A 21,875-nucleotide genomic window follows, 5' to 3' on the forward strand; every position below is an offset into this window, starting at 1 on the left:
AAAATCCGCGGCGTACCATCGGCTCCATACCCAACAACTACACCCCGGAGCACACCCTCATGAAACGCCAACTCCTTCTCAGCATCGCTTTCTCGGTTTTTGCAGTTAACGCTTTCGCCGCTTCTTCTGCTCACCCGGTTGTCGCTGAAGGCGGCTCGGATCGTTTGATTGAAAGCCGCGTTGCTGAAGGTGGTTCCGACCGTCTGATCGAGAATCGCGTCGCTGAAGGTGGTTCCGATCGTTTGATCGAAAACCGCGTCGCTGAAGGTGGTTCCGATCGCCTGATTGAGAACCGCGTTGCCGAAGGTGGTTCCGACCGTCTGATCGAAAACCGCGTCGCGGAAGGTGGATCCGACCGTCTGATCGAAAGCCGCGCTGCATAAATGAATGGCTTTACCGATGCACTCAACGAAAAGCCCGGCCTGATCAGCCGGGCTTTTTTACGCGTTCCATTTACTCAATGATCACGCATCGGCAGCTGATCCGGCCCATGCTCCATTTTTTCGTCTAACGTGAGTTGACGCGTTTGCGAGATCACTTCTTCGAACATCCTGGAGTTTGACTATGAAAACTATCGCTTGCTGGTTGACGACTGCGCTGTTGGGTATGGCGCTGTGCTCCTGTGTCGCGGTCGACGCCGGGAGCGGAGGCGCGGGCGAGATGGAAATTCGCTCGGGGAAAATCGAGCAGATTACGCAGACGCAGATGCAGACCAACCACGACAGCGGCGTGGGCGCCATATTAGGCGGCATCGGCGGTGTAGCTCTTGGCAGCCTGGTCGGCGGTGGCACCGGTCGGGACGTTGCGATGGTCGCCGGCGCGCTGGCTGGTGCGGCAGGCGGAAACTACGCGGAGAAGAAAAAATACGATCAACCGAAGGACGCACAGCAGATCATCGTGCGGACCAACAGCGGCGTATTGGTTTCAGTGACCCAACCCATAAACCCGGCGCTGACCAAAGGCATGAACGTTTATGTCGAGGGTGCCGGTAGCGAAGCGCGGGTGGTGCCACAAAGTTAGTCCTGTGTCGCAGACCCCAGCCGCAAGGTGCCCTTGCGGCAGACTTCCCGCTACACCGTTTTACCCAGCGCAGCATCGATCATCAGACGCACGCCCCGCAGCACCTGAGCCGATACTTCCGGCCGCGCCTTCGTCGTGGCCCGTGCAAACGAGAGCGCGCCGACCATGGCCGCAACGATGCCCATGGCGATGGCCAACGCGTCGACATCCGGATTGTTGACGGCGACCCTGCGCTCAAACGCCCGCACCAGCACCCTGTAACCCTCGGAGAACTTTGCGCTGATCGCCAGATCCTGGCGGCCGATAGCGCTACGTGTCGCAAGGTGGCGACTGGGGTTCGGTGATCGCCGACGCCATGGGACGCCAGGCACCGCCCGGCTTGCTGGGGATCCATGTGAACATGCCGGCCACCGTGCCAGCCGATGTCGCCAAGGCGATCAACGACGGCACCCCGCCTCCCTCTGGTCTGTCGGCCAAGGAGACCGCGGCCTATGAGTCGCTGAAAACCTTCTTCGGCAAAAACGCGGCCTACGGCGCCATGATGAGCACCCGGCCACAAACCGTCGGCTACGGCTTGTCGGATTCACCCGCAGGCTTGGCCGCGTGGATGTTCGACAAATTCAACCAGTGGACCTACAGCGGCGGCGACGCGGAAAAATCCCTGACCAAGGACGAGATCCTCGACGGTATTTCGCTGTATTGGCTGACCAACAGCGCGATCTCTTCCGCTCGCCTGTACTGGGAAAACAACACCAACAACTTCAACGCCGTGGAACAGAAGACCCGGGATATCAAGATCCCCGTCGCCGTGACAGTGTTCCCCGGCGAAATCTATCAGGCGCCGAAAACCTGGACCGAGCGCGCCTACCCCAACCTGATCTACTTCAACGAAGTCGATAAGGGCGGCCATTTCGCAGCCTGGGAACAGCCTGAGTTGTTCGCCAACGAACTGCGTGCAGCCTTTCGCTCCTTGCGCTGAAAGCTACACTGCACGGGCCTGCCCATTGTTTTGATGGGCAGGCCGCATCCCGTTTTACATCATTCCATGCACCGTTTTGGCGTGATCCGGATCTCCCGATGCAGGTTGTCTCCGGTGAGCTCGTCGGCGCGCCACGCGGGTTCTTTGCCTGCACTCAACTCGACAGGGTATGGCCCGGTCGGTGCCAAGGCGGCCTGTGCCCGAGCGATGAAAGCATCGGCGTTTCGGGTGTAGAAGGTCCACACGCGCCGTTTCTCACCGGTGACCGTGCACACCAACTTCGCTAACCCCTTCTCCTCCACAGCCGGCTGTATCAGGGCTTGCATTTCATCCATCCGGACCAGGTCCCGGGACCTTGGCCGGACAGTCTTGGAGACGTATTTCCAGGTGACCCTGATTTTGAACGGCAACGCCTGCTTTTCAGTCGCGGATATCGACGGAGTCACATCGAAGGTCATGGGGCCTTCTCTGTCTGGAAAATCGGACAGCTGAAAGTCATCTTCAGCCGGCTCGGCGAGTTCTTGTTGCTGGAAAGAAGGCCCGATATCTTCGAAAATCACCTTGTATGCCAAGGCTTTGTCGAATTCCCGATCCTGCACACACGTATCGTAGGCCACGCTGTTGACCGGGCCGTCATCCAGGCAGGGGTCGCGATAGACCGGACTGACCGATGGGGGCGAACTGGAACACCCGGCCAGGAGCACGCTTGCCAGTACCGATAACCAAACCAGGGGCGATACGGTGGTGAATGTTTGAGGCGCGAGGGTGTTGACGTGATTCAAAGTACCGTCCTTGGAGGGTGTGACGAACAATGGTGGGGGTTTTCTATTGAACAGCGAGAAGCGGCCGTCTTTGCGTTTGATAGGTATCGGCCCGGATCACAGGCAGTTTAGGGATAGCCCGTGTCATGGTGCAGAAGACCGCGAGCTCATCGTATTGCGTTTTCGTCGTGCCTCTTCATCCTCCGCCAGTGCCTGACGCACCAGTGCCCGAGCCGCCCAGGCGGCGGCGCCGAGTGACTCTTCGACGCTCGCGCGACTGATATCGCGCACGGCGATCAACGCCTCGGTGCCCATGACGATCGACAGCGCCTGCTTCAATCGCTTTCGCGCCCGGGGTGAAAGCACGTCCTTCAGCGAGTCGACAATCGGTTCGATGTAGCTCATGCGTCGGCCCGGTCGCAGGGGTGCCTCACGGGATTCGTTTTCGAGCCACACCGTCATGAACGAACGCTCCATCACGTGCAGGCCGATCTCGTCGTCGATCAAGAGCTTGTTCAGCGCGTTTGCCGCCAGACCGATGCCCTTTACCGGATCGTCCCCCGGCCGCCAGATCTGCTCCAGCGGCGTCATGTCACGGTCTGCCGCCGTCTCGCTGATCAACGCCTCTGTCGAGGGAAAGTAACGATATGCCGTGGCGCGCGACACCATCGCGCGCTCGGCCACTTGCGCAACCGTCGGGTTATGGCCCTCGTCGCGCAAGGCGACGGCGGCATCGATCAGCGCCTGTCGCGTTCGGCGCTTCTGGTTGTCGCGGCCCTGATCGCCGCTACCGCTGGACGGGCTTGACTTCGAATTTATCATGGAAGAAATGAGACCCTGTCTTGTCGTGAGACACGAGTCTCATAATGGACACTCGATATCCAACCAACAAGAGGTCGCCCACAGGACCGTTTGGCGACTTCACTTCAATTGTTTTAGCAACTGAACGCGCCTCAGGGCGCATGAGGTGAATGCCAGAATCACACACCCCGTTCGCGGACCTGATTTCGGCTCGCAGCCCTCTGCTTTGCTATCGGCGTGACGCTGGGCGTGGTGATGGGCGCTTCCGGCGACCACTCGCTCTTCGCGGTACATGCCCATATCAATGATTGGCGTTGCCTCCCTCCTCATCGGTTGCAGTGTGCTGCTGTTTGTGTGGCTGGTGTTCTCGCGCATCGGTGCGACGGCCGTGTACTTGAGCAGCCCGACAGGCGAATCGCGCCTGTCTTGACGCGCTAAACAAGTCGCCGCTTTTTGGGCAGCGTATCGGTCTGGGGTGATTCGGCCTCGGATCGATTGCTGCCTCCGACATTATCCGACGGCGGTCCGATCAAGCCAGTGTCTACGATCGGCGTCGCACCGCTCCAAGCGTGCACGGCATTACGCTGGACGCGGCACACTTGATAATAAATCTCATATGCTTATAAATCCCATTACGGAATCAATTTCTATTGCGTATGATACGGATTCTCAATAACAGCAAAACCAAATGAGTGTCCGCATGACCGCCCCAATCTCCCCGTGTACACAAACCTTCGTGACGCCGCGCTTGCCTTCGACCCTGCGCCCCCTGGCGCTCGCAGTGCACATGCTGGCAGCCGGTATCGCCATCACTGCGCCCATCGTGCAGGCGGCGGAGCAGACTGAGCAGACGGAGACTGGAAGCTCTGTGACCTTGGCCCCTATCGCGATCACTGAGACGGCCATTCGCGAACGTAGCGCCGTCACCGAAGACACCAACTCCTACACGACTGAGGCGGCACGCACGGCCACGCCGTTGAGCATGTCGCTGCGGGAGACGCCGCAGTCGGTCAGCGTCATCACTCAGCAACGCATACAGGACCAGGATCTGCATACGATCCTCGACGTGGTCAACAATGCCACCGGTGTGTCGGTCAACCGCTACGAGACCAGCCGGGCGCAGTTCAACGCCCGTGGTTTTGAACTCAACTCGCTGATGATCGATGGCGTGCCCACCATCTACGAGCAGCCATGGAGTTCGGGTGAAATTTTCAGCAGCCTGGCCATGTATGACCGCGTTGAAGTAGTACGCGGCGCCAACGGTCTGATGACCGGTGCCGGCGATCCATCCGCGTCCATCAACATGGTGCGCAAGCGCGCCAACAGTAAAGACCTGAAGGGTTCTGTAGAACTGAGCGCCGGCACCTGGGACACCTATGGTGTCGAGGCCGATGTGTCCACGGCGCTGAACGAGGAAGGCACCGTTCGCGCGCGGCTGGTCGGGGAGACCAACGAGGGCGACACGTGGATCGATATGAACTCGAACAAGCGCCAGACCCTCTACGGCACGATGGATATCGACCTGACGCCCGACACCACGCTCTGGTTCGGCTTGAGCCGGCAAGAAAGCAACGCCGACTCGCCGATGTGGGGTGGCCTGCCAGTCTGGTACGCAGACGGCGGCCGCACCAACTGGAGCCGCTCGAAGTCAACCTCCGCCAAATGGAGCAAGTGGGACACGACCTACGAGACCTACTTCGTCAATCTTGATCACACCTTTGCCAACGACTGGCAAGTCAATCTGAGCTACAACCGTGGCGAGCGCACCGGCGACTCTTCCCTGCTGTACCTGTCCGGCAACCCAGGCAGGAACGGCAGCTCCGGGATGTTTTCGTTCCCGGCGACCTACAAGACCGAGACCACCCAGGATGACTACGGCATCCGCTTCAATGGTCCGTTCTCATTCCTGGGTCGTGAGCACGAATTGGCCTTCGGCTATGTGGACAGCAAGCAGAAGTTCGACGCCGATTCACTCGACGCGCAAACAGGCTTTGACGGTGTCGCCGATTTCGATTCCTACAACGGTAATTTCGCAGAACCGGTATGGGGCCCGAGGACCGACTAAGGTTACAGCGAGACCCGCCAGAAGGGCCTGTACGCAGCAACCCGCCTGAACGTGACCGACGATTTGAAAGTGATCCTTGGTGCGCGTGAGAGCTGGTACGAGAAGACCAGTGATGACATCTTCTCGGAAGTGAGCAAGACCGATGTCGATCATGAGCTGACGCCCTATGCAGGTATTGTCTACGACCTCACCGACAACCTCTCGGCGTATGCCAGCTACACAGAAATTTTCCTGCCGCAATCGGTACGCGACCGCAGTGGCCAGGAACTGGAGCCGATCGTTGGTGAGAGCACTGAATTGGGCCTCAAGGGTGAGTACTTCGGTGGCCGCTTGAACGCCTCCGCGGCGGTTTTCCAGATCAAACAAGACAATCTGGGCCAGAACACCGGCGTGCTGATCGATCCTTCAAACCCGGTCGGCGGCTTCGCCTACGAGGCAAGTGAAGGCGCGACCAGCAAGGGTTTCGAGCTGGAAGTTTCCGGCGAGCTCGCGACGGACTGGAATGCATCGGTGGGTTACACCCAGTTCACGGCCGAAGATGCCAACGGCGACGACGTCAACACGCTGTACCCGACCAAGTTGCTGCGCACCTTTACCACTTACCGCCTGCCAGGTGCTTTCAACAAGCTGACCATCGGCGGCGGGGTTAACTGGCAGGATTCGATCTACACCTACGCCCTCAATCCGGCCGGCAATTCCGAGAAAATCCAGCAGGATGCCTATGCCCTGGTCAACCTGATGGCTCGCTACGAGTTCACCGAAAACCTCTCGGGCCAGGTGAATGCCAACAACGTCACCGACGAGAAGTACTTCGACATCTTCGATGCCTACGGCGCCCTGACATACGGCGCACCGCGCAGCATTACGGCGTCGGCGAAGTACCGCTTCTAAGGCACCCGGTGGGTGACGCGGCTGTCCGCCAGCCAAGGTGCACACCACGAAGAAAGCACAACACCGGCCTTGCGCCGGTGTTGTGCTTTCTAATGAATAGGCCAATGCTCTCGTTTCGCCTGCTCCTGACTTCCGCACTCATTGACCGCTGTGTATCATCAGCCCCGGGCCGATGCTGCCCGCCGCTCGCTTCCGAAGGGAAAGGTGAAAGCATTGCTTCTCCCCCCAAATCCTGTCGCATCTCTTGAGAGCCGAGGTTTGGCAACGCGAGCACCAGAGTGCCTAGGCTACAGGAGGAACGATGTTTTCAATCGAACAAGCCAAGCAGATGGCCAAGAGGCTGCGTGCCTCGCTTGAGGCGCGCAATCAAGCCGCGTCTCACTCAACCGCGCTTGAACTGGTCGCGCATCAGTTGGGCTACAAGGACTGGAACACCGCGTCTGCGATGCTTTCCCAGGAACCTGACCAACACGCCATTACCTTCGATAAAGCCATCCCGATATTGCGGATGTTTGACGAAACCAAGGCGCGCGAGTTCTACCTTGATTTTCTAGGCTTCAGCGTCGAATTCGAGCACCGGTTCGAAGCGGATCTGCCGCTGTACCTGGGCATCAGCCGAAACGGTCTGCAGCTCCATCTTTCCGAACATCATGGCGATGCGAGCCCGGGATCGACGATATTTGTCCCGATGCACAATATCGAACTGTTGCGCGACGAATTACAGGGCAAACGCTACGGATACGGACGGCCAGATATCGTTCAGCAAGGTTGGGGGCAAGTGCTGGAAGTGTATGACCCATTCGGCAACCGCATTCGGTTCTGCCAAAGCTGATCCTGACTGGCGGGCTGGGGGTGACCCGGCCCGTTTGGCGCCCCCCTGAGAAATCAGTCAACCTTGATACTTGTCCTATCCTTCTATCCAACCCACAACGCCAGACACCGACATGGCCGCCTCAGAATCCACCCTCCTCGACAGCTGGCACCACAACGCCCACGCCTGGATCGAAGCCATCCGCAGCGGCGCCATCGAAAGCCGCCGCACGGTCACCGACCAGGCCATCCTGCTGGCAGTGCTGGGCCGCCAACCCGAGCGCGTGCTCGATCTGGGCTGCGGCGAAGGCTGGCTGTTGCGCGCGCTGGCTCAACGAGGCATCTCGGCAGTCGGGGTGGATGGCGATGCGACGCTGGTCGAGGCGGCGCGGGCGTCGGGGTCGTCGCAGGTGCATGTGGCGAGCTATGACGAGTTGGTGCAGGCGAAGGTGGACATCGGCCGCGACTACGACCTGATCTACGCCAACTTCGCCTTGTTGCACCAGGACATCATTCCGCTGCTCGCCGCCATGAACGCCCTGCTCGGCCCTGGTGGTGCGCTGGTGATTCAGACACTGCACCCGTGGGCTGTCGCGGCGGGCGACTATCAGGATGCCTGGCGGGAAGAGACCTTCGTCGGGTTCAAGGGCCAGTGGCAACCCATGCCGTGGTACTTCCGCACATTGTCCAGCTGGCTGAACGCGCTGGACATGGCCGGCTTTCGGCTGGCCGTCCTGCAAGAACCGCAGCACCCGCAAAGTCCGGTGCCGCAGTCGTTGCTGTTGATCGCCGAATGCGGGCAAGGTGCTGTTCAGACGGTCGATTGAACAACCGCGGCCTGCCGCCCCTTGAACGCCAGCGCAAAGCAGAAAAATATCGCGAGAGCGAACCCCGCCGGAAACAACCAGATGCGCTTCCAGTCATGGCTGCCCGTCAGCGCATAGTGGTCGGTCACCTGCCCTGCGACCCAGAATCCGATCAGCATGCCCAGGCCGTAGGTCGCCAAAGTAATGAGCCCTTGGGCCGAGCTTCTGAAACGCTCCGGTGCTTTGGCGTCGGTGTAAATCTGGCCGGACACGAAGAAGAAGTCGTAGCAGATACCGTGCAAGGCGATACCGGTAAACAGCATGAACGCCAGGTCGCCATTGTTACCGTAGGCGAACAGCAAATACCGTAAGGCCCACGCCAACATCCCCACCAAGAGCGCAATCTTGATGCCGAAGCGGTGAATGAACAGCGGCAGAAGCAGCATGAACAGCACTTCGGAAACCTGTCCGATGGCCATCTTCGCCGTCGGGTTGGTCACGCCGATTTCCGCCAGAAACGGATTGGCGTTCTGGTAATAAAACGCCAGCGGAATGCAGATCAGAATGGAGGCGATGAAGAACACCAGGTAACTGCGGTCCTTCAGCAAACTCAATGCATCCAGCCCGAGCATTTGCTTGAGGCCGCGGCGGCCCACCTCAGGCTTCAGTGGCGCGGTGCGTGGCAAGGTGAAGCTGTAGAAGCCGAGCACCAGAGACGCAATTGCCGACATCAGAAAGGTGTTGCGCAGCCCGCCTGACGAAATCAGGGCCTGGGAATCCCAGGCAAACACAAAGCTGATCACCACACCGGCCACGATCCAGCCGATGGTGCCCCACACGCGGATGCGGGAGAACTCGAGGGCCGGGTCGCTCATCTGCCGGAACGCCACTGAATTCACCAATGCCAAGGTCGGCATGTAGACCATCATGTACGCCAGCACAAACGGGTAAAACGTACTGAAGTCCGGCGCTCGATACAGCTGATACAGCAACACGGCCCCCACCAAGTGCAGCACCGCGAGGATGCGTTCGGCGTTGAAGAAACGGTCGGCGATCAAGCCGATCACAAAGGGCGCGATGATCGCGCCCCAGGACTGGGTCGAGAACGCCATGCCGATCTGCCCGCCGCTGGCACCCAGGTTACTGGCGAGGAACGTACCGAGGGTGACGAACCATCCGCCCCAGATAAAAAATTGCAGGAACATCATGGCGCTCAGGCGCGCGGTCATCGTCGACATAACAGTCACCGTCTTATTGTTTTTTTTGTTGGAGAGAGGAGCGAAAAACATCGTATTCAGGCGTCGGGCAACCCCAGCAATCGTCGATTGAAACCTTCGTCCGACTGCACGCTGGCGAAATCGTCGAAGGCCTTCTGCGTCTTGGTGATCATGTGCTGCGCGATGAACGCCGCCCCTTCTGCGGCGCCCTGGGCGGAGTCCTTCAGGCAACACTCCCACTCAAGCACGGCCCAACCGCTGAAGTCGTATTGGGTCAGTTTGCTGAAGATCGATTTGAAGTCGATCTGGCCATCGCCCAAGGAACGGAAACGCCCCGGCCGCTCGACCCAGCCCTGGTAACCGCCGTAGACACCCGAGCGCGCATCGGGCCGGAACTCGGCGTCTTTGACGTGAAACATGCGAATGCGCGCGTGGTAGCGATCGATGAAACCCAGGTAGTCCATTTGCTGGAGCAGCAGATGGCTGGGGTCATACAAAATCGCGGCGCGCGGATGGTGATCCACCGCTTCCAGAAAACGCTCGAACGAGGCGCCGTCGTGCAGGTCTTCACCGGGGTGGATTTCGTAGCACAGGTCGACACCGGCCTCCTCGAAGCAATCAAGAATCGGCAACCAGCGTTTCGCCAGTTCAGCAAAGCCTTGATCGACCAAGCCGCTGGGACGTTGCGGCCAGGGGTAGACATACGGCCACAGCAGCGCACCGGAAAAGGTTGCGTGGGCCTTCAAACCCAGGCGCTGACTGGCACGGGCCGCTAGCTTCAATTGCTCGATGGCCCATTCGGTCCGCGCCTGCGGCTGGCCGCGTAGGTGCGCGGGGGCAAAGTCGTCGAACAAGGCGTCGAACGCCGGATGCACCGCCACCAGTTGGCCTTGCAGGTGCGTCGACAACTCGCTGATCTCGACGCCCGCCTGGGCGCAGACAGCCTTCAATTCGTCGCAGTAATCCTGACTTTCGGCGGCGCGGGCCAGGTCGATGTATTGCGTGCCCAGGGTCGGCAACTGGATGGCTTTGTAGCCTTGCGACGCCGCCCACTGGGCAATATTGGCCAGTGTGTCGAAGGGTGCTTCGGCGGACATGAACTGCGCGAGGAAAATCCCCGGGCCGCGCAGGCCTGCTTGGGAAGTAAGTTTCACGGGTGAATGCTCCGGGCTCATTGAGGGCAGACCAGTTCGGTCCATTTCGCGTCACCACGATGGTTGGCAATCACGGTTTCGATGAAGGCCATGCCGCGCAGCCCGACGTCGATACCCGGTACGCCGGGGGCCGCGTGGCCGTCGACGTTGCTGCGAATCGCGTTGGCGAAATCGCCGTAGAGATTAGCCATGGCTTCCAGATACCCCTCGGGATGCCCGGCAGGCAGACGCATGCGCCGGGTCGCGGCGTCGCACAACCAGGGTTGGCCGACACCGGAACGCAGCACGCGCATCGGTTGATCCTGGGAACGATGGATCAGGCTCGACGGTTCTTCCTGACGCCATTCCAGGCCGCCCTTTTCGCCGTAGACGCGGATCTTCAACGGGTTCTCCTCACCCGCGCAGACCTGGCTGGCAATCAACACACCGCTCGCGCCGTCGGCCATCTTGAACAGCATCGCGGCGTCGTCGTCCAGTTGCCGACTGGCAATATGGGTATTCAACATCGCGCACAGGTGCTGGATGGGTTGGTCCGCCACGAATTCGGCCAATGAAAAGGCATGGGTGCCGATATCACCGATGCAGCCGCCCAACCCGGACTGTTCAGGGAGGTCGCGCCAGCCGGCCTGCTTGTTGCCCTGCCCCGCCACATCCTCGCTCAGCCAACCCTGGGGGTACTCGACAATCACCTTGCGCACAGTGCCGATTACGCCATCGCGAACCATCTGCCGCGCCTGCCAGACCATCGGATAACCCAGGTATGTGTGAGCCAGACCATAGAGGCGATCGCTGCGCTCAAGCACAGCCTTGAGCGGCAGCAACTCGGCCAGATTCAACGCCGCCGGTTTTTCACTGAACACATGAAATCCCGCACTCAGCGCCTGGCTGGCAATCGGGGCGTGCAGGTGATTGGGGGTGACAATGATCAGCATCTCCATGCGCTGATCGGCCGGCAGCGCGCGCTCGGCCTCCAGCATCTGCCGCCAGTCGCTGTAGCAACGCGAAGCGCACAACCCCAGCGCTGCGCCGGTGTCCTGATTGTTGCGGGCGTCGCGACTGAACGCGCCACACACCAATTCAAAACGGCCATCGAGCCCGGCGGCCTGACGGTGGGCCTGACCGATGAAAGCGCCCTCCCCACCACCGACAAAGCCCATTCTTATTTTTTTCACGGCAACACTCATCGCAACGCTTCTCTGTTTGAGGCGGCTTCCGGCGGCTTTTCAGGAATGCATCCGAAAGCCGATGTAACCGGTTACATCGTGACGGAAATTTAGGCCCTGTTTGACCAGGTGTCAAACCCCGGATGAATCGCTACGAACATTTCAGGGGTGGGCCGACCTGCGTTAAGCTCGCCGCTGCACAGTTCGATAACGAGGTGGTCTTGTCCAATATCCGCGAAGTAGCCAGGCTGGCCGGCGTCTCCGTCGCCACGGTGTCCCGAACGCTGAAGTCGCCTGAGCGCGTGCTCCCCGACACGCGCGACAAGGTCAACGCCGCCGTGGAAAAAGCCGGTTATCGACCGAACCAGATGGCAGTGCAATTTCGCTCGCGCAGAACCGGCAACCTGGTGATTCTGGTACCGACCATCGCCAACACTTTTTTCGCCAAGGTGATCAGCGGCGCGCAACAAGCCGCCCAACTCGCCGGGTATCGGCTGTTGCTGTGCGACACCCAGGGTCGCGAGGAAATCGAACGGGAATTTGCCGAATTGGTGTATGCCCATCAGGCCGATGGCGTGATCCAGTTGCGCGCCTATGACCCTTTCGAAGCGCCCTTCCCCAGCGCCGAATTACCGCCGATCGTCAATGCCTGCGAGGTGATTCAGGGCGGCCGTCATCCCACCATCAGTCTCGACAACCGCGCGGCCGCCAAGGCCATGACCGGACACTTGATCGACCTGGGCCACCGCCGGATCGGCCTGATCAAAGGCCCGAAGAGCAGCCCGCTGACCCGCGATCGCGTGGCCGGTTATCAGGACGCCCTGCAACAGGCCGGTATCACGTCGGATGCCGCGCTGATCTGCCATGGCGATTTCAGTCTGAAGGCCGGTCATGACGGCGCCGCCGCCATGCTGGAACTGCCCGACCGTCCCACCGCGTTGTTTTGCGAAAACGATGAAATGGCTATCGGTGCGTTGAAACGCATCAAGCAACAGGGCTTGCGCGTCCCGGAGGACATTTCATTGGTCGGCTTCGACGACATCCCCTTCGCGGCGTACTGCGATCCGCCCCTGACAACCATCTCGCAACCGGCCGAAACTTTTGGCCAGAAAGCCGTCGAGATGTTGATCGCGCTGATCGAGAAGAAACCGATCGAACAGCGGCATGTGGTGTTGCCGTTCAAGTTGACCTTGCGTAACAGCACGGCGGTTGTCAGGGAGCACTGACGGATTACCCAAGTGACCGCGCCCCGATTGCAGCGTTAAAATCCAAGGGGTTTGGTCCATCTGTTTGAGGAACCCCCGTTATGTCCAGTCTCGACACCTCCCTGCAAGACACCGCCGCGCCTGAAGGCGTTTGTTATGGCTGCGGCAGCAGCAATCCGCACGGGCTTCACATCAAGAGTTTCTGGGATGAAGATGGCGTGCATGTCATGGCCGAACACATGCCTGATCCCATGTATTGCGGCTGGCCGGATCTGGTGTACGGCGGATTGATCGCGATGCTGGTGGACTGTCATTCAAACTGGACGGCGATGGCCTGGCACTACCGGACGGAAAACCGCGAAGTCGCCAGCCTCCCCCGCATCAATTGCGTCACCGGCAACCTTGGCATCAAGTTCATCAAACCAACCCCGATGGGCGTAACGCTGACCCTGCGTGCCCGAGTGGAAGGTGATGTCGGGCGCAAAACACGCGTCATCTGCGAGGTCTACGCCGGGGACGTGCTTACGGCGGTTGGAGACTCCGTTTTTGTTCGCGTGGATACCGAACAATTGGCGGCGGTTGCGCACAGTCAGTAGCTGCCCTCTTCCCAGGACTGTCTGTTGGTACCGTAAATTACCAGGAGGTGTCATGAGCAACTTCCCAATCGTTGCCACGGTACTCTCGATGATATTGGGGCTCTCCGTCACTCGCCTTCTTCTGGGTGTGTTGACGGTGTTCCGCATCCGCCGCGCCGCTGCACCTGATTGGGTCGCGCTGGTCTGGGCCATCATGCTGTTTACGACACAGATGGAATTCTGGTGGGCCGTCAACGCGCTGCCTTCGATAAAAGTGACCTTTTCGTTTGCGGAATTTCTACTGCTCGTTCTGTTGGCGCTATCGCTTTTCGTATCTGCCGCGTTATTGCTTCCCAGTCGAAGTGAGGACGAGGAAAACGGGCTTCGCCTTTACTTCGAACAGGATGGCCGCTACGCACTTCTATCCCTGTCGACTTTTCTTGTCCTCGGGCTCTTCGTGAATGTCATTTTCTTTCAGGTATCGCCGGTAGCACTTTGGGGAGCCCTGGATGTCCTGATGATTATTCTTCCTGTCTGCGCATTCATTGCCAAATCGCGAAAAGCGTATTCGATAATAACGTTGATCTACGTGCCGATTAACGCGCTTGATATAGCCGTTTCACTGACCAACGAGGCGTTTCGCATGATTATTCCGAGCAATCGATGGTCAGGCAGCCAGCGAACGTGGCGAGTTTCAGGTCAACCACGCAAAACGAACCCGTTTTCCTACCGAGGAGCCCAGTGCATGTCCAGAATCTTCTCTCTGATGCTCGCCGGCCTGGTCCTGTGCACCAGCCAGGCGATGGCAGACACCCTCAATATCGGCGTGATCGGCGCCGGCAAGGTCGGCGGTACGCTTGGCACGCTATGGGTAAAGGCCGGGCACTCGGTGATGTTTTCATCACGCCACCCCGAAGAGCTGGCGGACCTGGTCAAGACGGCTGGCCCCAACGCTCGGGCCGGCACGGTCGGCGATGCCGCTACATGGGGCGATGTGATCGTATTGAGTGTTCCCTACGGCGCAATGCCGGTGCTGTCCGAGCAGCTTAAGGGCAAGCTGGACGGCAAAGTACTGTTCAGCACCAGCAACCCCTTCAGTGGCCGCGACGGGGACGTCGGGCGCAAGGCGCTGGATCTGGGTGTCGCCTCGGCGGACCGGCAATATCTGCCCGGAGTGCACCTGGCGCGGGCGTTCAACGCCATTGGCTTCGCCTCAATGAAAGACCTGTCGGGCAAAGACAAGGCGATTCCTGTTTTCGCCGACGATGCCCAGGCCCGGGATGTCGGTGCGCGGCTGGTCCGCGACGCCGGATTTGTACCGGTGCTGTTCCCGCTGTCGCGTGCCAATGAAGGTTTGCCGGGCGGCCCGCTCAGCGGCGTGTGGAGTGAGGCCGAACTCAAGCAAAAGCTGGGGAATTAACGCTATGAAACTCGCTGCATTTTGAAACCGATACAAGCCCAGGCCCAACACCGTCTAATCTGAATAGAGCACGACCGCAATCACGCCTGCAGCCTCTTGATACAGGGGAAATGGGATGACCGTTGAAACAGCGCGCCAATGCTCGTCATGGGTCATACCCTCCCTGCTCGCCATCAGCCTGGCGCTGATCCCGGGATGTTCTGACAAAGCTTCCACCGCTCGCTATGCAACCTCAAGCGTAGGCTCCGCCTGCTATGCCAAAGCGCTCCCCACCGCCGGCGAGGGTGGTCTGGCCTGGGGCACCACCTTGAGCATGGCGCGCAAAAAATCCCTGGATAATTGCATCCGCTATGCCGGCCGATCCGGTGGCACGCCGAACACCTGCCAAGTGGTGTTGGCGGAGTGCAGGCATTGAAACCTATGCAAAGCCGAGGAACGACAGGACAACCACGACGACCACCACTAACCCGACGATGTAGATGATGTTGTTCATAAAACCTACCTCTCAACTAGAACAGGACTGCGGCACGAGCGCTTACAACTACACGGTAGTGCAGCTTTGCCCGCAATGCCATTCAACAAGAGGCGATTGGGCCAGACAGTTTCCCTTGCTCACGGACTAAAGCCGAAAGTGTTGTTGCATGGCATGAGAGAGCAGATTCACCGCTTCATCGGATTCTGAAGACAGCGATCGGATAAACACGACCGCATGCTCCGCGATGACGGGCAAACCGTCGAGGATCTGCATTTTTTCTGTCACGCGGGCGCGGTCTATCAGACTGATCGCCAGACCGGCCTCCACGCAGGCGCTGACGGCTTGGTTGGACGGACTTTCCAACACCACGCGCAGCCTGCGGCCGCTTTGTTTGAGTGACGCCATCATGGCTTGCCGATAAGGACATTGTGCCGCATGCACGGCCAGTGGCAGCGGATCCGTCGAGGTCAGCGCTTTGTTTGCCGGCCCCACCCAGACAGGGGTGGTAGCGACAAGAATTTGCGCCTGCGCAGTCAGTTGCCCCTTGGGTTGGGCAATCACAGCGGTCTGAAGCTTTCCACGTTGGACTTGATCACGCAGCGAGTCGCTTGGCGCTGTCTTCAACTCCAGCACCACGTTGGGCCAGGCTGCGGCGAACGTCGGCAGGATGTCGCGGATCACATGGGCGGCGTATTCGTCGGGGACACCAAGGGTAATGCGTCCCGCCAAATGGGTGCCATGCAGGTCGGCCAACACCCGGTCATGGGTGCTCAGCAGTTCTGTCGTCGACAAGAGCAAACGCTTGCCCAGCGCGGTCAGGGACACTGACTGATTGTCGCGATTCAGCAAACGGCCCCCGGCTACCGCCTCAAGCCGCTGGATGTGCACACTCACAGCCGCCGGGCTTTTATGGAGCTGCTCGGCCGCCGCGCTGAATTTCCCAACCCGCGCCACCGCATGAAACGTGCGTACCAGCTCGATATCGAGTATCGCCGTCATGGTTTACTCATCGTGAATGACTGCTGCACTTTATTTTGATTTATTAGATTAGGCTGATTTCGTAGCCTGTGGCAATGAACCAGCACACACCGATGCCCTGTCACCAACAAGCCACCCCTGCCTGGCGCCGGACGATGCCACTGCCGCTGCTCGAGGCGGCATTGATTATGACCTGGAGTTCCGGGTTTGTCGGCGCGCGATTCTCGATCGACTACGCGCCCGCGTTGTTGGTGGTGTTTTGGCGCTGCGTCGTGGTCACGCTGATCCTGTTGCCTTTCGTCGCCAGGCAATTGCGGCAAGCCTCACCGGCCGTGTTACTGAAAAATGCCGGTATCGGTCTTCTGGCCATGGCCGGCTATCTGGCCGGCGTCATACAAGGCATCGCCCTGGGCGTACCGGCGGGCCTTGCCGCGATGTTCGCCAACCTGCTGCCGATGGCTGTCGCGCTCCTGGCCGTTGGGGTGCTTGGGCAAAAACTGCACTGGCAAGTCTGGGCAGGACTGGGCGTCGGCCTGGTCGGGGTTGTGGTGGTGACGCTTGGCGCACTGGCGTGGGGCCATGCACCACTCTGGGTGTATGGCCTGCCGGTGCTCGGCACCCTTTCGCTCGCCGTCGCGACACTCTGGCAGAAGCACCTACCCGCCGCTGAATCACTGGACCTGCTGCCCAACCTGTGGCTGCAATGTTGTGTGTCAAGTTTTGCATTCGCCCTGATCGAGGGCACGCAAGGTAGCCTCGCGCCGATACCCAGTACGGGGTTTGCCCTGAGCATACTGTGGACCGTGGGATTGTCTACGCTAGGCGGCTATGGGCTTTACTGGGTATGCCTGCGCCGCGCGAGCGCCACCCGAGTCACCAGCGTCTTGTACCTGAGCCCGCCCGTTACGATGCTTTGGGCCTGGGCCATGTTCAACGAACCGTTGTCTTGGCAAATGGTGTCAGGCATGGCGGTGTCCGGGGTCGGAATCTGGATGGTGGTGCGGTCGGAGGCCCGGCAAGCCAATCAATTCGTAGTGGATATGCTCTGAGTCAGGCCGATTAGTACCGAAAGGTGGCCTGCACTGAAACTCCATTCGCACTATTGTCGTAATTGGCGCTGTATTCCGGTTGAACACCGGAGTTGTTCGACTGCTTTACTGAGACTTTGGAATCCCAGAGGTAACCGTAAGCAAAGTCTATCGTCAGATCGGAATTCGGCGAATACGCACCACCCAAGGTCACGGCCTGGCGATTCCCAACGGGAATGCGCACGCTGCGATCGGCATTCCTGATAGGCGATGGATCATAGGCGTAGCCCGCGCGCAGGAGCCATTGCTGGTTCACTTGATAGGAGGCGCCAACTGCGGTGGACCAAGTGTCGCGCCAGTTCATTTCTTCGATCACCGTGCTCATGCCAGCCGCCTGGCCCACGGGGGAAAGACCGCTGTTGACTGCCTCGACTTTCTGGATCCGGCTCCAACGTTTCCAGGTGGTTCCCAGGTATCCCGTCCAGCGATCATTGAAATGATGGGTGATAGACGTGTCCACGGATTCGGGCATCGTGAGGTCTATCTTGTTGTCATAATTTCCGTCCAGCGGGATAACGCTCGGGGAGCCGGAAACCTCAGTATGCCCTTCGAGTTCGTAGTCCACCTTCGAGTGATAGTTAATCCCCCAACTGGTAGCCTCAGTAAAGTCAACCAAGATGCCTACGTTGTAGCCAAGTGCAGTGTCATCTCCTTTGATGGTGACCAGTGTGTCCTCGCCGTTGTTCAGGGCGCCAGTGGCCAGGTAATTTTGAAGCTTTGCATTAAAACGGTTTATGGTCGGTCCGCCACCAATGGACACGTAATCATTGATCCGCCAGGCAATGGTGGGCTGAAGGGTTACTTCCTTGGTCGTGCTATAGGAGCCATGGTAGCGACCCTGAAAAGAGCTCTCGTAATCATTGATCAGACCACTCGGCGCATAGAGGCCAAGACCAATCGAAAAACGATCATCAAGTGGCGTCGACATATAAGCGAAGGGCACGACTCCCAAAGGTACCGAGTCCCCTTTATTCGTGCCTGCGACACTGCTCTGCGCATCACTGATGTCGTCGCTCACCGAGACGACCGCGGCCCCGCCGGAAATCTCAGTACGTTTCAATTTGGTCAAGCCTGCGGGATTTCCAAAGATAGTGCTGGCGTCCAGTGCAGAAGACGACCTTCCCGCATAAGCAGTTCCCGCACTGCTTGCACTTTGTTCGTTTAACGCAATGCCATTGGCGCTTGCAATGGTAGAGGCGCTGAGTAGTGCGATGGCACTGCTGAATTCAATCCAGACTGCACACTTACGCTGAGTAGAAACACTCGGGATCAGACGGTTATTCAGTTTCATTTTCCACCTCATGTTTATTGTTTTTGTTGATTGCACCAGGCAAGGCTTCGCCTTTTCGTGCACTTTTCAGTGCCAGTTGGAGTGGATCGATGTTGTGTCAAACACCCTGGCTGAATAGCGCCAGGGCATGACTGCCGGACTTACAGATTGCGAATCAGGAACTCAATTAACCCACTCAACTTGAAAGCTATAACGTCCCAAGAGTGGAGCCAGGACTTCCTGGTCAGTTCCGGCCCTGACACAGGCAACCTGCCCACGACGGTTATCCTGCACGACTTCAACAGCAATATCCGAGAGCCCCAGGCGCTCCACTTCCTGCTGGACGACTCTGGCGATCTCCCGCTGTTGCAAAGCGGGCTTGAATATCTTGCCCACGGCAGTCAGTGGCAACGCGTCAAGGATTTCGATGCGTTTGGGCACGGCTGCCCGCTCGCTGATGTACAGATGCGCGAATGCCTCAAGTTCTTCGGCGTTGCACACTTGCCCGGGGCGCAGTTGAACGTAGGCGACCGGCACCTCGCCCGAGTAGGCATCGGGGCTGCCGATGGCAGCGGCCAGGGCAACAGCGGGATGCGCCTGCAGAGCCTCTTCAATTTGCTTGGGATCGATGTTGTGGCCGCCACGGATGATCAACTCCTTCTTGCGTCCGGTCAGCCAGAAGTAACCCTTCGCATCCTGGCGACCCAAATCACCCGTATTCAGCCAGCGCTGACCGTCGATATCGATCCAGAGGCCCTGGTTATGACGCTCCTCCAGATAGCCCTCGAAGAGGTTCGGACCACTGATCGTGATGAGGCCGATCTCATCCACGTTGGCGTCGCGCAGGTACTCTCCGGAATCGTTGAGCAAGACCGCGCGCATATTCTGGTAGGCGATCCGTATCCCGATGGAGCCGATATGGCGCTCGCCATGGGGCGGATTGATTGACGAGACGCAGGCGCCCTCAGTCAGGCCGTAACCTTCAAGGATTTTCACCCCGGTACGGTTCTCGAACTCTCGGAAAAGCTCAGCCGGCATGGGGGCGGCGCCACACATGGCAAAGCGAAGACTCGAAAGATCGCGGCCCTGCCATTCATTTTGCAGAAGTGCGGCATAGACAGTAGGCACGCCGGAAAAGAGGTTGATACCGAAGTGCTCGACCATCTCCCAGAATCGCGGGATCACCCCCTCGCCACGATACCCCTGAGGCGTCCCGAGGATCACATGGTCGCCTTGAGTCCAAGGCATCAGTCCAGTCACAAGCTGGCCATTGACATGAAACAGCGGCAGGCCACAAAAGATAACCTGGCCACCGCTGCGTGGCTGCAAGTGAGCGGCCACGGCCCATGCATTGAATACTTCAGAGCCATGGGTTCGCGCGGCGATCTTGGGAAGTCCGGTGGTGCCGCCAGTACAGATATAAGAGGAGCACTCATCCTGACGGATTCGCCGACCGCTCTTCAGGCAGGTTTGCGGCTGCGTATTCATCAGCGATTGCCAATCATGGATCGCGATACCGCTGTGTAGGTCTCGTTCCTTAAGTGCCATTGTTTTCAGGATCCCGCGCACAGGTTCGGCGACATAGGGCTCCATACTGACCCAAACGACCGACCTGACCGCGGGTACCTGATCCAGCTGCGAAGCCAGTTTGGGCCACAGATCGCTGCCTGGAGTCGGCGCGAGTGTCACCACCACGGTGGCCTTCGCGGCATTCAGCAAGCCAGCCATCTGCTTGGCCTCAAGCAGAGGGTTGATCGCCATGACGATCCCCGCCGCCTCCCCGCCCCATACCGTGAAATGGGTTTCCGGCAGATTGGGCAAAACAAAGGCAATCACCTCACCCGGTGTTATGCCCAGGTCATGGAAGGCATTTGCCGCGCGGGTGATATCCGCGAAAAGCTGTGAGTAGTTCCACTCGTGGGTACCCTTGAAATCGGCGGCATCGGCGAAGAAGCTCAGCGCCGGTGCCTGGGGGGTGCGCTCGGCTGCCTGACGCAGCGCTTCATAAGTGCTGCAAGCCAGACCACGCTCCGACAAGGGGACTCGTTCAAGACTTTCGATGTCATTCAGGGTCTGCACAACCATCAGGCTTCCCCCACGACTCGGTTGCGTTGTACGCCGAGGTCGACCACACCATCGGCGCTGCGAATACGCGCCTCGACCACGTCACCGGCCTTGAGGTACTGCGTCCGGCCCTCTTGTGCCTTGAGGAAAAGCTTCCACTTGGTGGCTTCGGGCAGCAGGGCTGCAATGCGCATTTTGCCGGGCGAAGGGATCGTTAGTGCGCAGCCGGCAGGCGTACCAGTGGCGATCAAGTCTCCAACAGCGAGATCTTGCAAGGCGGAGAGTTCGGTCAGGGTTTCAGCCGGGCCGTAAACCAGATTTGCCGTATTGTCGTTCTGTCGCACCTGGTCGTTCACCGTCAGGCGCAGCTGCAGTTCTTTCAGGTAATGAATGTTCGAGGCATCCAGAAGGCACAGGTACGGGCCGACCGGGCCGAAAGTGCGGTAGCTCTTGCCCTTGTAGAACTGCATCTGGGGAATCTGAATGTCACGCGCCGAGTAGTCGTTGACAATGACGACGCCTGCAATGAACTGATGCAGATTGGTGTCGGTGACAGCAATAGCGCCGGTGATCGAGCGTTTCATCACGAGGCCCAGTTCAATCTCGTAGTCAAGAAAACGCACGTGGCGCGGCTTGATCAGGTCGCTGTCAGCCGCCACCAGGCAACTCGTCGCCTTGGTGAAGATCATGTTGAATTTCTTCGCATCCGGGTCCATGCCTGACTCGATCATGTGCTGACGGTAATTGGCACCCTGGCAGACGAACTGCTGGTTACGGGTTACCGGCGACAGTAGTTTTACTTCGCCCTCTTCCAACTCCGAACCTTTCAGTTGAGCGAGGTCATCGAGACTGTTCTGGCGAATGAAGTCACCAGTAGTTTCAAAAACACCGGGGACAACCGTGATACGGCCCTGGCGAAGCACGCCCCAGTGGATACCGTTCTCAAATTCAAAGCGGACTACGTGTACAGCAGACATTGAAGGTACTCCTGGAGCGGCGTTTGTCCCGCGTTCGGTGGCGCGGGAACTGTGGTGTTGTTCTGAAACGGGGCTGGTAACGGTGTAGACCCACGCACCGCCAGCGATCAAAGCACCGGCTTTAAGCACGTCCCGCCGGCCAAACCGGGTTGAGTT

General features: G+C 59.2%; 20 protein-coding genes and 4 pseudogenes. 14 read left to right on the top strand and 10 right to left on the bottom strand.

Annotated elements, in window-relative coordinates:
- The first annotated feature begins 59 nt into the window (after positions 1–59).
- Complete coding sequence (locus ACA051_RS17825; RefSeq protein ID WP_497371180.1) at positions 60–383, top strand: hypothetical protein; 324 nt, start codon at positions 60–62, stop codon at positions 381–383.
- A gap of 181 nt (positions 384–564) precedes the next feature.
- Positions 565–1,020 carry a glycine zipper 2TM domain-containing protein gene (locus ACA051_RS17830; RefSeq protein ID WP_497371182.1) on the top strand — a complete coding sequence of 152 codons (456 nt, stop codon included), beginning with the start codon at positions 565–567 and terminating at the stop codon, positions 1,018–1,020.
- Between the two features lie 50 nt (positions 1,021–1,070).
- Here the strand turns inward: ACA051_RS17830 and ACA051_RS17835 are convergent, their stop codons facing one another.
- Entirely contained in the window at positions 1,071–1,274 is a 204-nt protein-coding gene (locus tag ACA051_RS17835) for a hypothetical protein (RefSeq protein ID WP_497371184.1), read from the bottom strand.
- Between the two features lie 56 nt (positions 1,275–1,330).
- Between ACA051_RS17835 and ACA051_RS17840 the strand changes: the two are divergent.
- Positions 1,331–1,999, top strand: a pseudogene (locus tag ACA051_RS17840) (alpha/beta fold hydrolase); the annotation flags it as partial.
- 59 nt (positions 2,000–2,058) lie between these two features.
- Here ACA051_RS17840 and ACA051_RS17845 read toward each other — a convergent pair.
- Together ACA051_RS17845 and ACA051_RS17850 are read right to left on the bottom strand one after the other, a co-directional pair.
- A complete protein-coding gene (locus ACA051_RS17845) occupies positions 2,059–2,781 on the bottom strand; it encodes a DUF695 domain-containing protein (protein WP_497371186.1) in 723 nt (240 codons plus the stop codon).
- A gap of 123 nt (positions 2,782–2,904) precedes the next feature.
- Positions 2,905–3,582 (bottom strand): TetR/AcrR family transcriptional regulator, encoded by a 678-nt coding sequence (locus ACA051_RS17850; RefSeq protein WP_497371188.1) that lies wholly within the window; start codon positions 3,580–3,582, stop codon positions 2,905–2,907.
- 210 nt (positions 3,583–3,792) lie between these two features.
- On the opposite strand from ACA051_RS17850, the pseudogene ACA051_RS17855 reads away from it, so the two are divergent.
- From ACA051_RS17855 to ACA051_RS17875, 5 genes and pseudogenes are all read left to right on the top strand, one after another.
- Positions 3,793–3,991: pseudogene (locus tag ACA051_RS17855) on the top strand (hypothetical protein).
- A 270-nt stretch (positions 3,992–4,261) separates the two neighbouring features.
- A complete protein-coding gene (locus tag ACA051_RS17860; RefSeq protein WP_497371190.1) occupies positions 4,262–5,626 on the top strand; it encodes a TonB-dependent siderophore receptor in 1,365 nt (454 codons plus the stop codon).
- A gap of 18 nt (positions 5,627–5,644) precedes the next feature.
- Positions 5,645–6,517: pseudogene (locus tag ACA051_RS17865) on the top strand (TonB-dependent siderophore receptor); the annotation flags it as partial.
- Between the two features lie 301 nt (positions 6,518–6,818).
- Positions 6,819–7,349 (top strand): glyoxalase superfamily protein, encoded by a 531-nt coding sequence (locus tag ACA051_RS17870; RefSeq protein ID WP_497303628.1) that lies wholly within the window; start codon positions 6,819–6,821, stop codon positions 7,347–7,349.
- A gap of 112 nt (positions 7,350–7,461) precedes the next feature.
- Positions 7,462–8,154: a class I SAM-dependent methyltransferase gene (locus ACA051_RS17875; protein ID WP_497371192.1), complete on the top strand. Its 693-nt coding sequence runs from the start codon at positions 7,462–7,464 to the stop codon at positions 8,152–8,154.
- Here ACA051_RS17875 and ACA051_RS17880 read toward each other — a convergent pair.
- Genes ACA051_RS17880 through ACA051_RS17890 form a run of 3 tightly spaced genes read right to left on the bottom strand, consistent with a single transcriptional unit; the run spans position 8,139 to position 11,661 of the window.
- On the bottom strand, positions 8,139–9,371 hold the full coding sequence (locus ACA051_RS17880; protein ID WP_497371194.1) for a nucleoside permease: 1,233 nt from the start codon (positions 9,369–9,371) through the stop codon (positions 8,139–8,141). The two genes, ACA051_RS17875 and ACA051_RS17880, sit on opposite strands and share 16 nt — an antisense overlap.
- Positions 9,372–9,427: 56 nt before the next feature.
- Positions 9,428–10,525, bottom strand: coding sequence for a sugar phosphate isomerase/epimerase family protein (locus ACA051_RS17885; RefSeq protein WP_497310619.1), 1,098 nt, complete (start codon positions 10,523–10,525; stop codon positions 9,428–9,430).
- Positions 10,522–11,661, bottom strand: coding sequence for a Gfo/Idh/MocA family protein (locus ACA051_RS17890; protein ID WP_497310620.1), 1,140 nt, complete (start codon positions 11,659–11,661; stop codon positions 10,522–10,524). Before ACA051_RS17890 ends, ACA051_RS17885 begins: the two co-directional genes overlap by 4 nt.
- A gap of 227 nt (positions 11,662–11,888) precedes the next feature.
- Between ACA051_RS17890 and ACA051_RS17895 the strand changes: the two genes are divergently transcribed.
- The 5 genes and pseudogenes from ACA051_RS17895 (at position 11,889) to ACA051_RS17915 (ending at position 15,282) form a co-directional block, all read left to right on the top strand.
- Positions 11,889–12,893, top strand: a complete 1,005-nt coding sequence (locus ACA051_RS17895) for a LacI family DNA-binding transcriptional regulator (protein WP_497375589.1) — start codon at positions 11,889–11,891, stop codon at positions 12,891–12,893.
- Positions 12,894–12,973: 80 nt separating this feature from the next.
- The gene (locus ACA051_RS17900) at positions 12,974–13,468 is read left to right on the top strand and encodes a PaaI family thioesterase (RefSeq protein WP_497371196.1); all 495 of its coding nucleotides are present in this window, start codon (positions 12,974–12,976) and stop codon (positions 13,466–13,468) included.
- Between the two features lie 52 nt (positions 13,469–13,520).
- Positions 13,521–14,078: pseudogene (locus ACA051_RS17905) on the top strand (hypothetical protein); the annotation flags it as partial.
- Between the two features lie 171 nt (positions 14,079–14,249).
- Positions 14,250–14,867 carry an NADPH-dependent F420 reductase gene (locus ACA051_RS17910; protein WP_497375591.1) on the top strand — a complete coding sequence of 206 codons (618 nt, stop codon included), beginning with the start codon at positions 14,250–14,252 and terminating at the stop codon, positions 14,865–14,867.
- 115 nt (positions 14,868–14,982) lie between these two features.
- Entirely contained in the window at positions 14,983–15,282 is a 300-nt protein-coding gene (locus ACA051_RS17915) for a hypothetical protein (protein ID WP_497303635.1), read from the top strand.
- A gap of 204 nt (positions 15,283–15,486) precedes the next feature.
- On the opposite strand, the gene ACA051_RS17920 is transcribed toward ACA051_RS17915, so the two are convergent.
- A complete protein-coding gene (locus ACA051_RS17920; protein WP_497303636.1) occupies positions 15,487–16,341 on the bottom strand; it encodes a LysR family transcriptional regulator in 855 nt (284 codons plus the stop codon).
- A gap of 74 nt (positions 16,342–16,415) precedes the next feature.
- On the opposite strand from ACA051_RS17920, the gene ACA051_RS17925 reads away from it, so the two are divergent.
- On the top strand, positions 16,416–17,369 hold the full coding sequence (locus ACA051_RS17925) for a DMT family transporter (RefSeq protein ID WP_497303638.1): 954 nt from the start codon (positions 16,416–16,418) through the stop codon (positions 17,367–17,369).
- Positions 17,370–17,379: 10 nt separating this feature from the next.
- Here the strand turns inward: ACA051_RS17925 and ACA051_RS17930 are convergent, their stop codons facing one another.
- The 3 genes from ACA051_RS17930 to ACA051_RS17940 form a co-directional block, all read right to left on the bottom strand.
- The gene (locus ACA051_RS17930; protein WP_497303639.1) at positions 17,380–18,699 is read right to left on the bottom strand and encodes an outer membrane protein transport protein; all 1,320 of its coding nucleotides are present in this window, start codon (positions 18,697–18,699) and stop codon (positions 17,380–17,382) included.
- Positions 18,700–18,861: 162 nt separating this feature from the next.
- Positions 18,862–20,763 (bottom strand): acyl-CoA synthetase, encoded by a 1,902-nt coding sequence (locus tag ACA051_RS17935; RefSeq protein WP_497371198.1) that lies wholly within the window; start codon positions 20,761–20,763, stop codon positions 18,862–18,864.
- A complete protein-coding gene (locus ACA051_RS17940) occupies positions 20,763–21,719 on the bottom strand; it encodes a fumarylacetoacetate hydrolase family protein (RefSeq protein WP_497310622.1) in 957 nt (318 codons plus the stop codon). Before ACA051_RS17940 ends, ACA051_RS17935 begins: the two co-directional genes overlap by 1 nt.
- Between the last annotated feature and the right edge of the window lie 156 nt (positions 21,720–21,875).

Source organism: Pseudomonas sp. LBUM1669 (genome assembly GCF_059695705.1).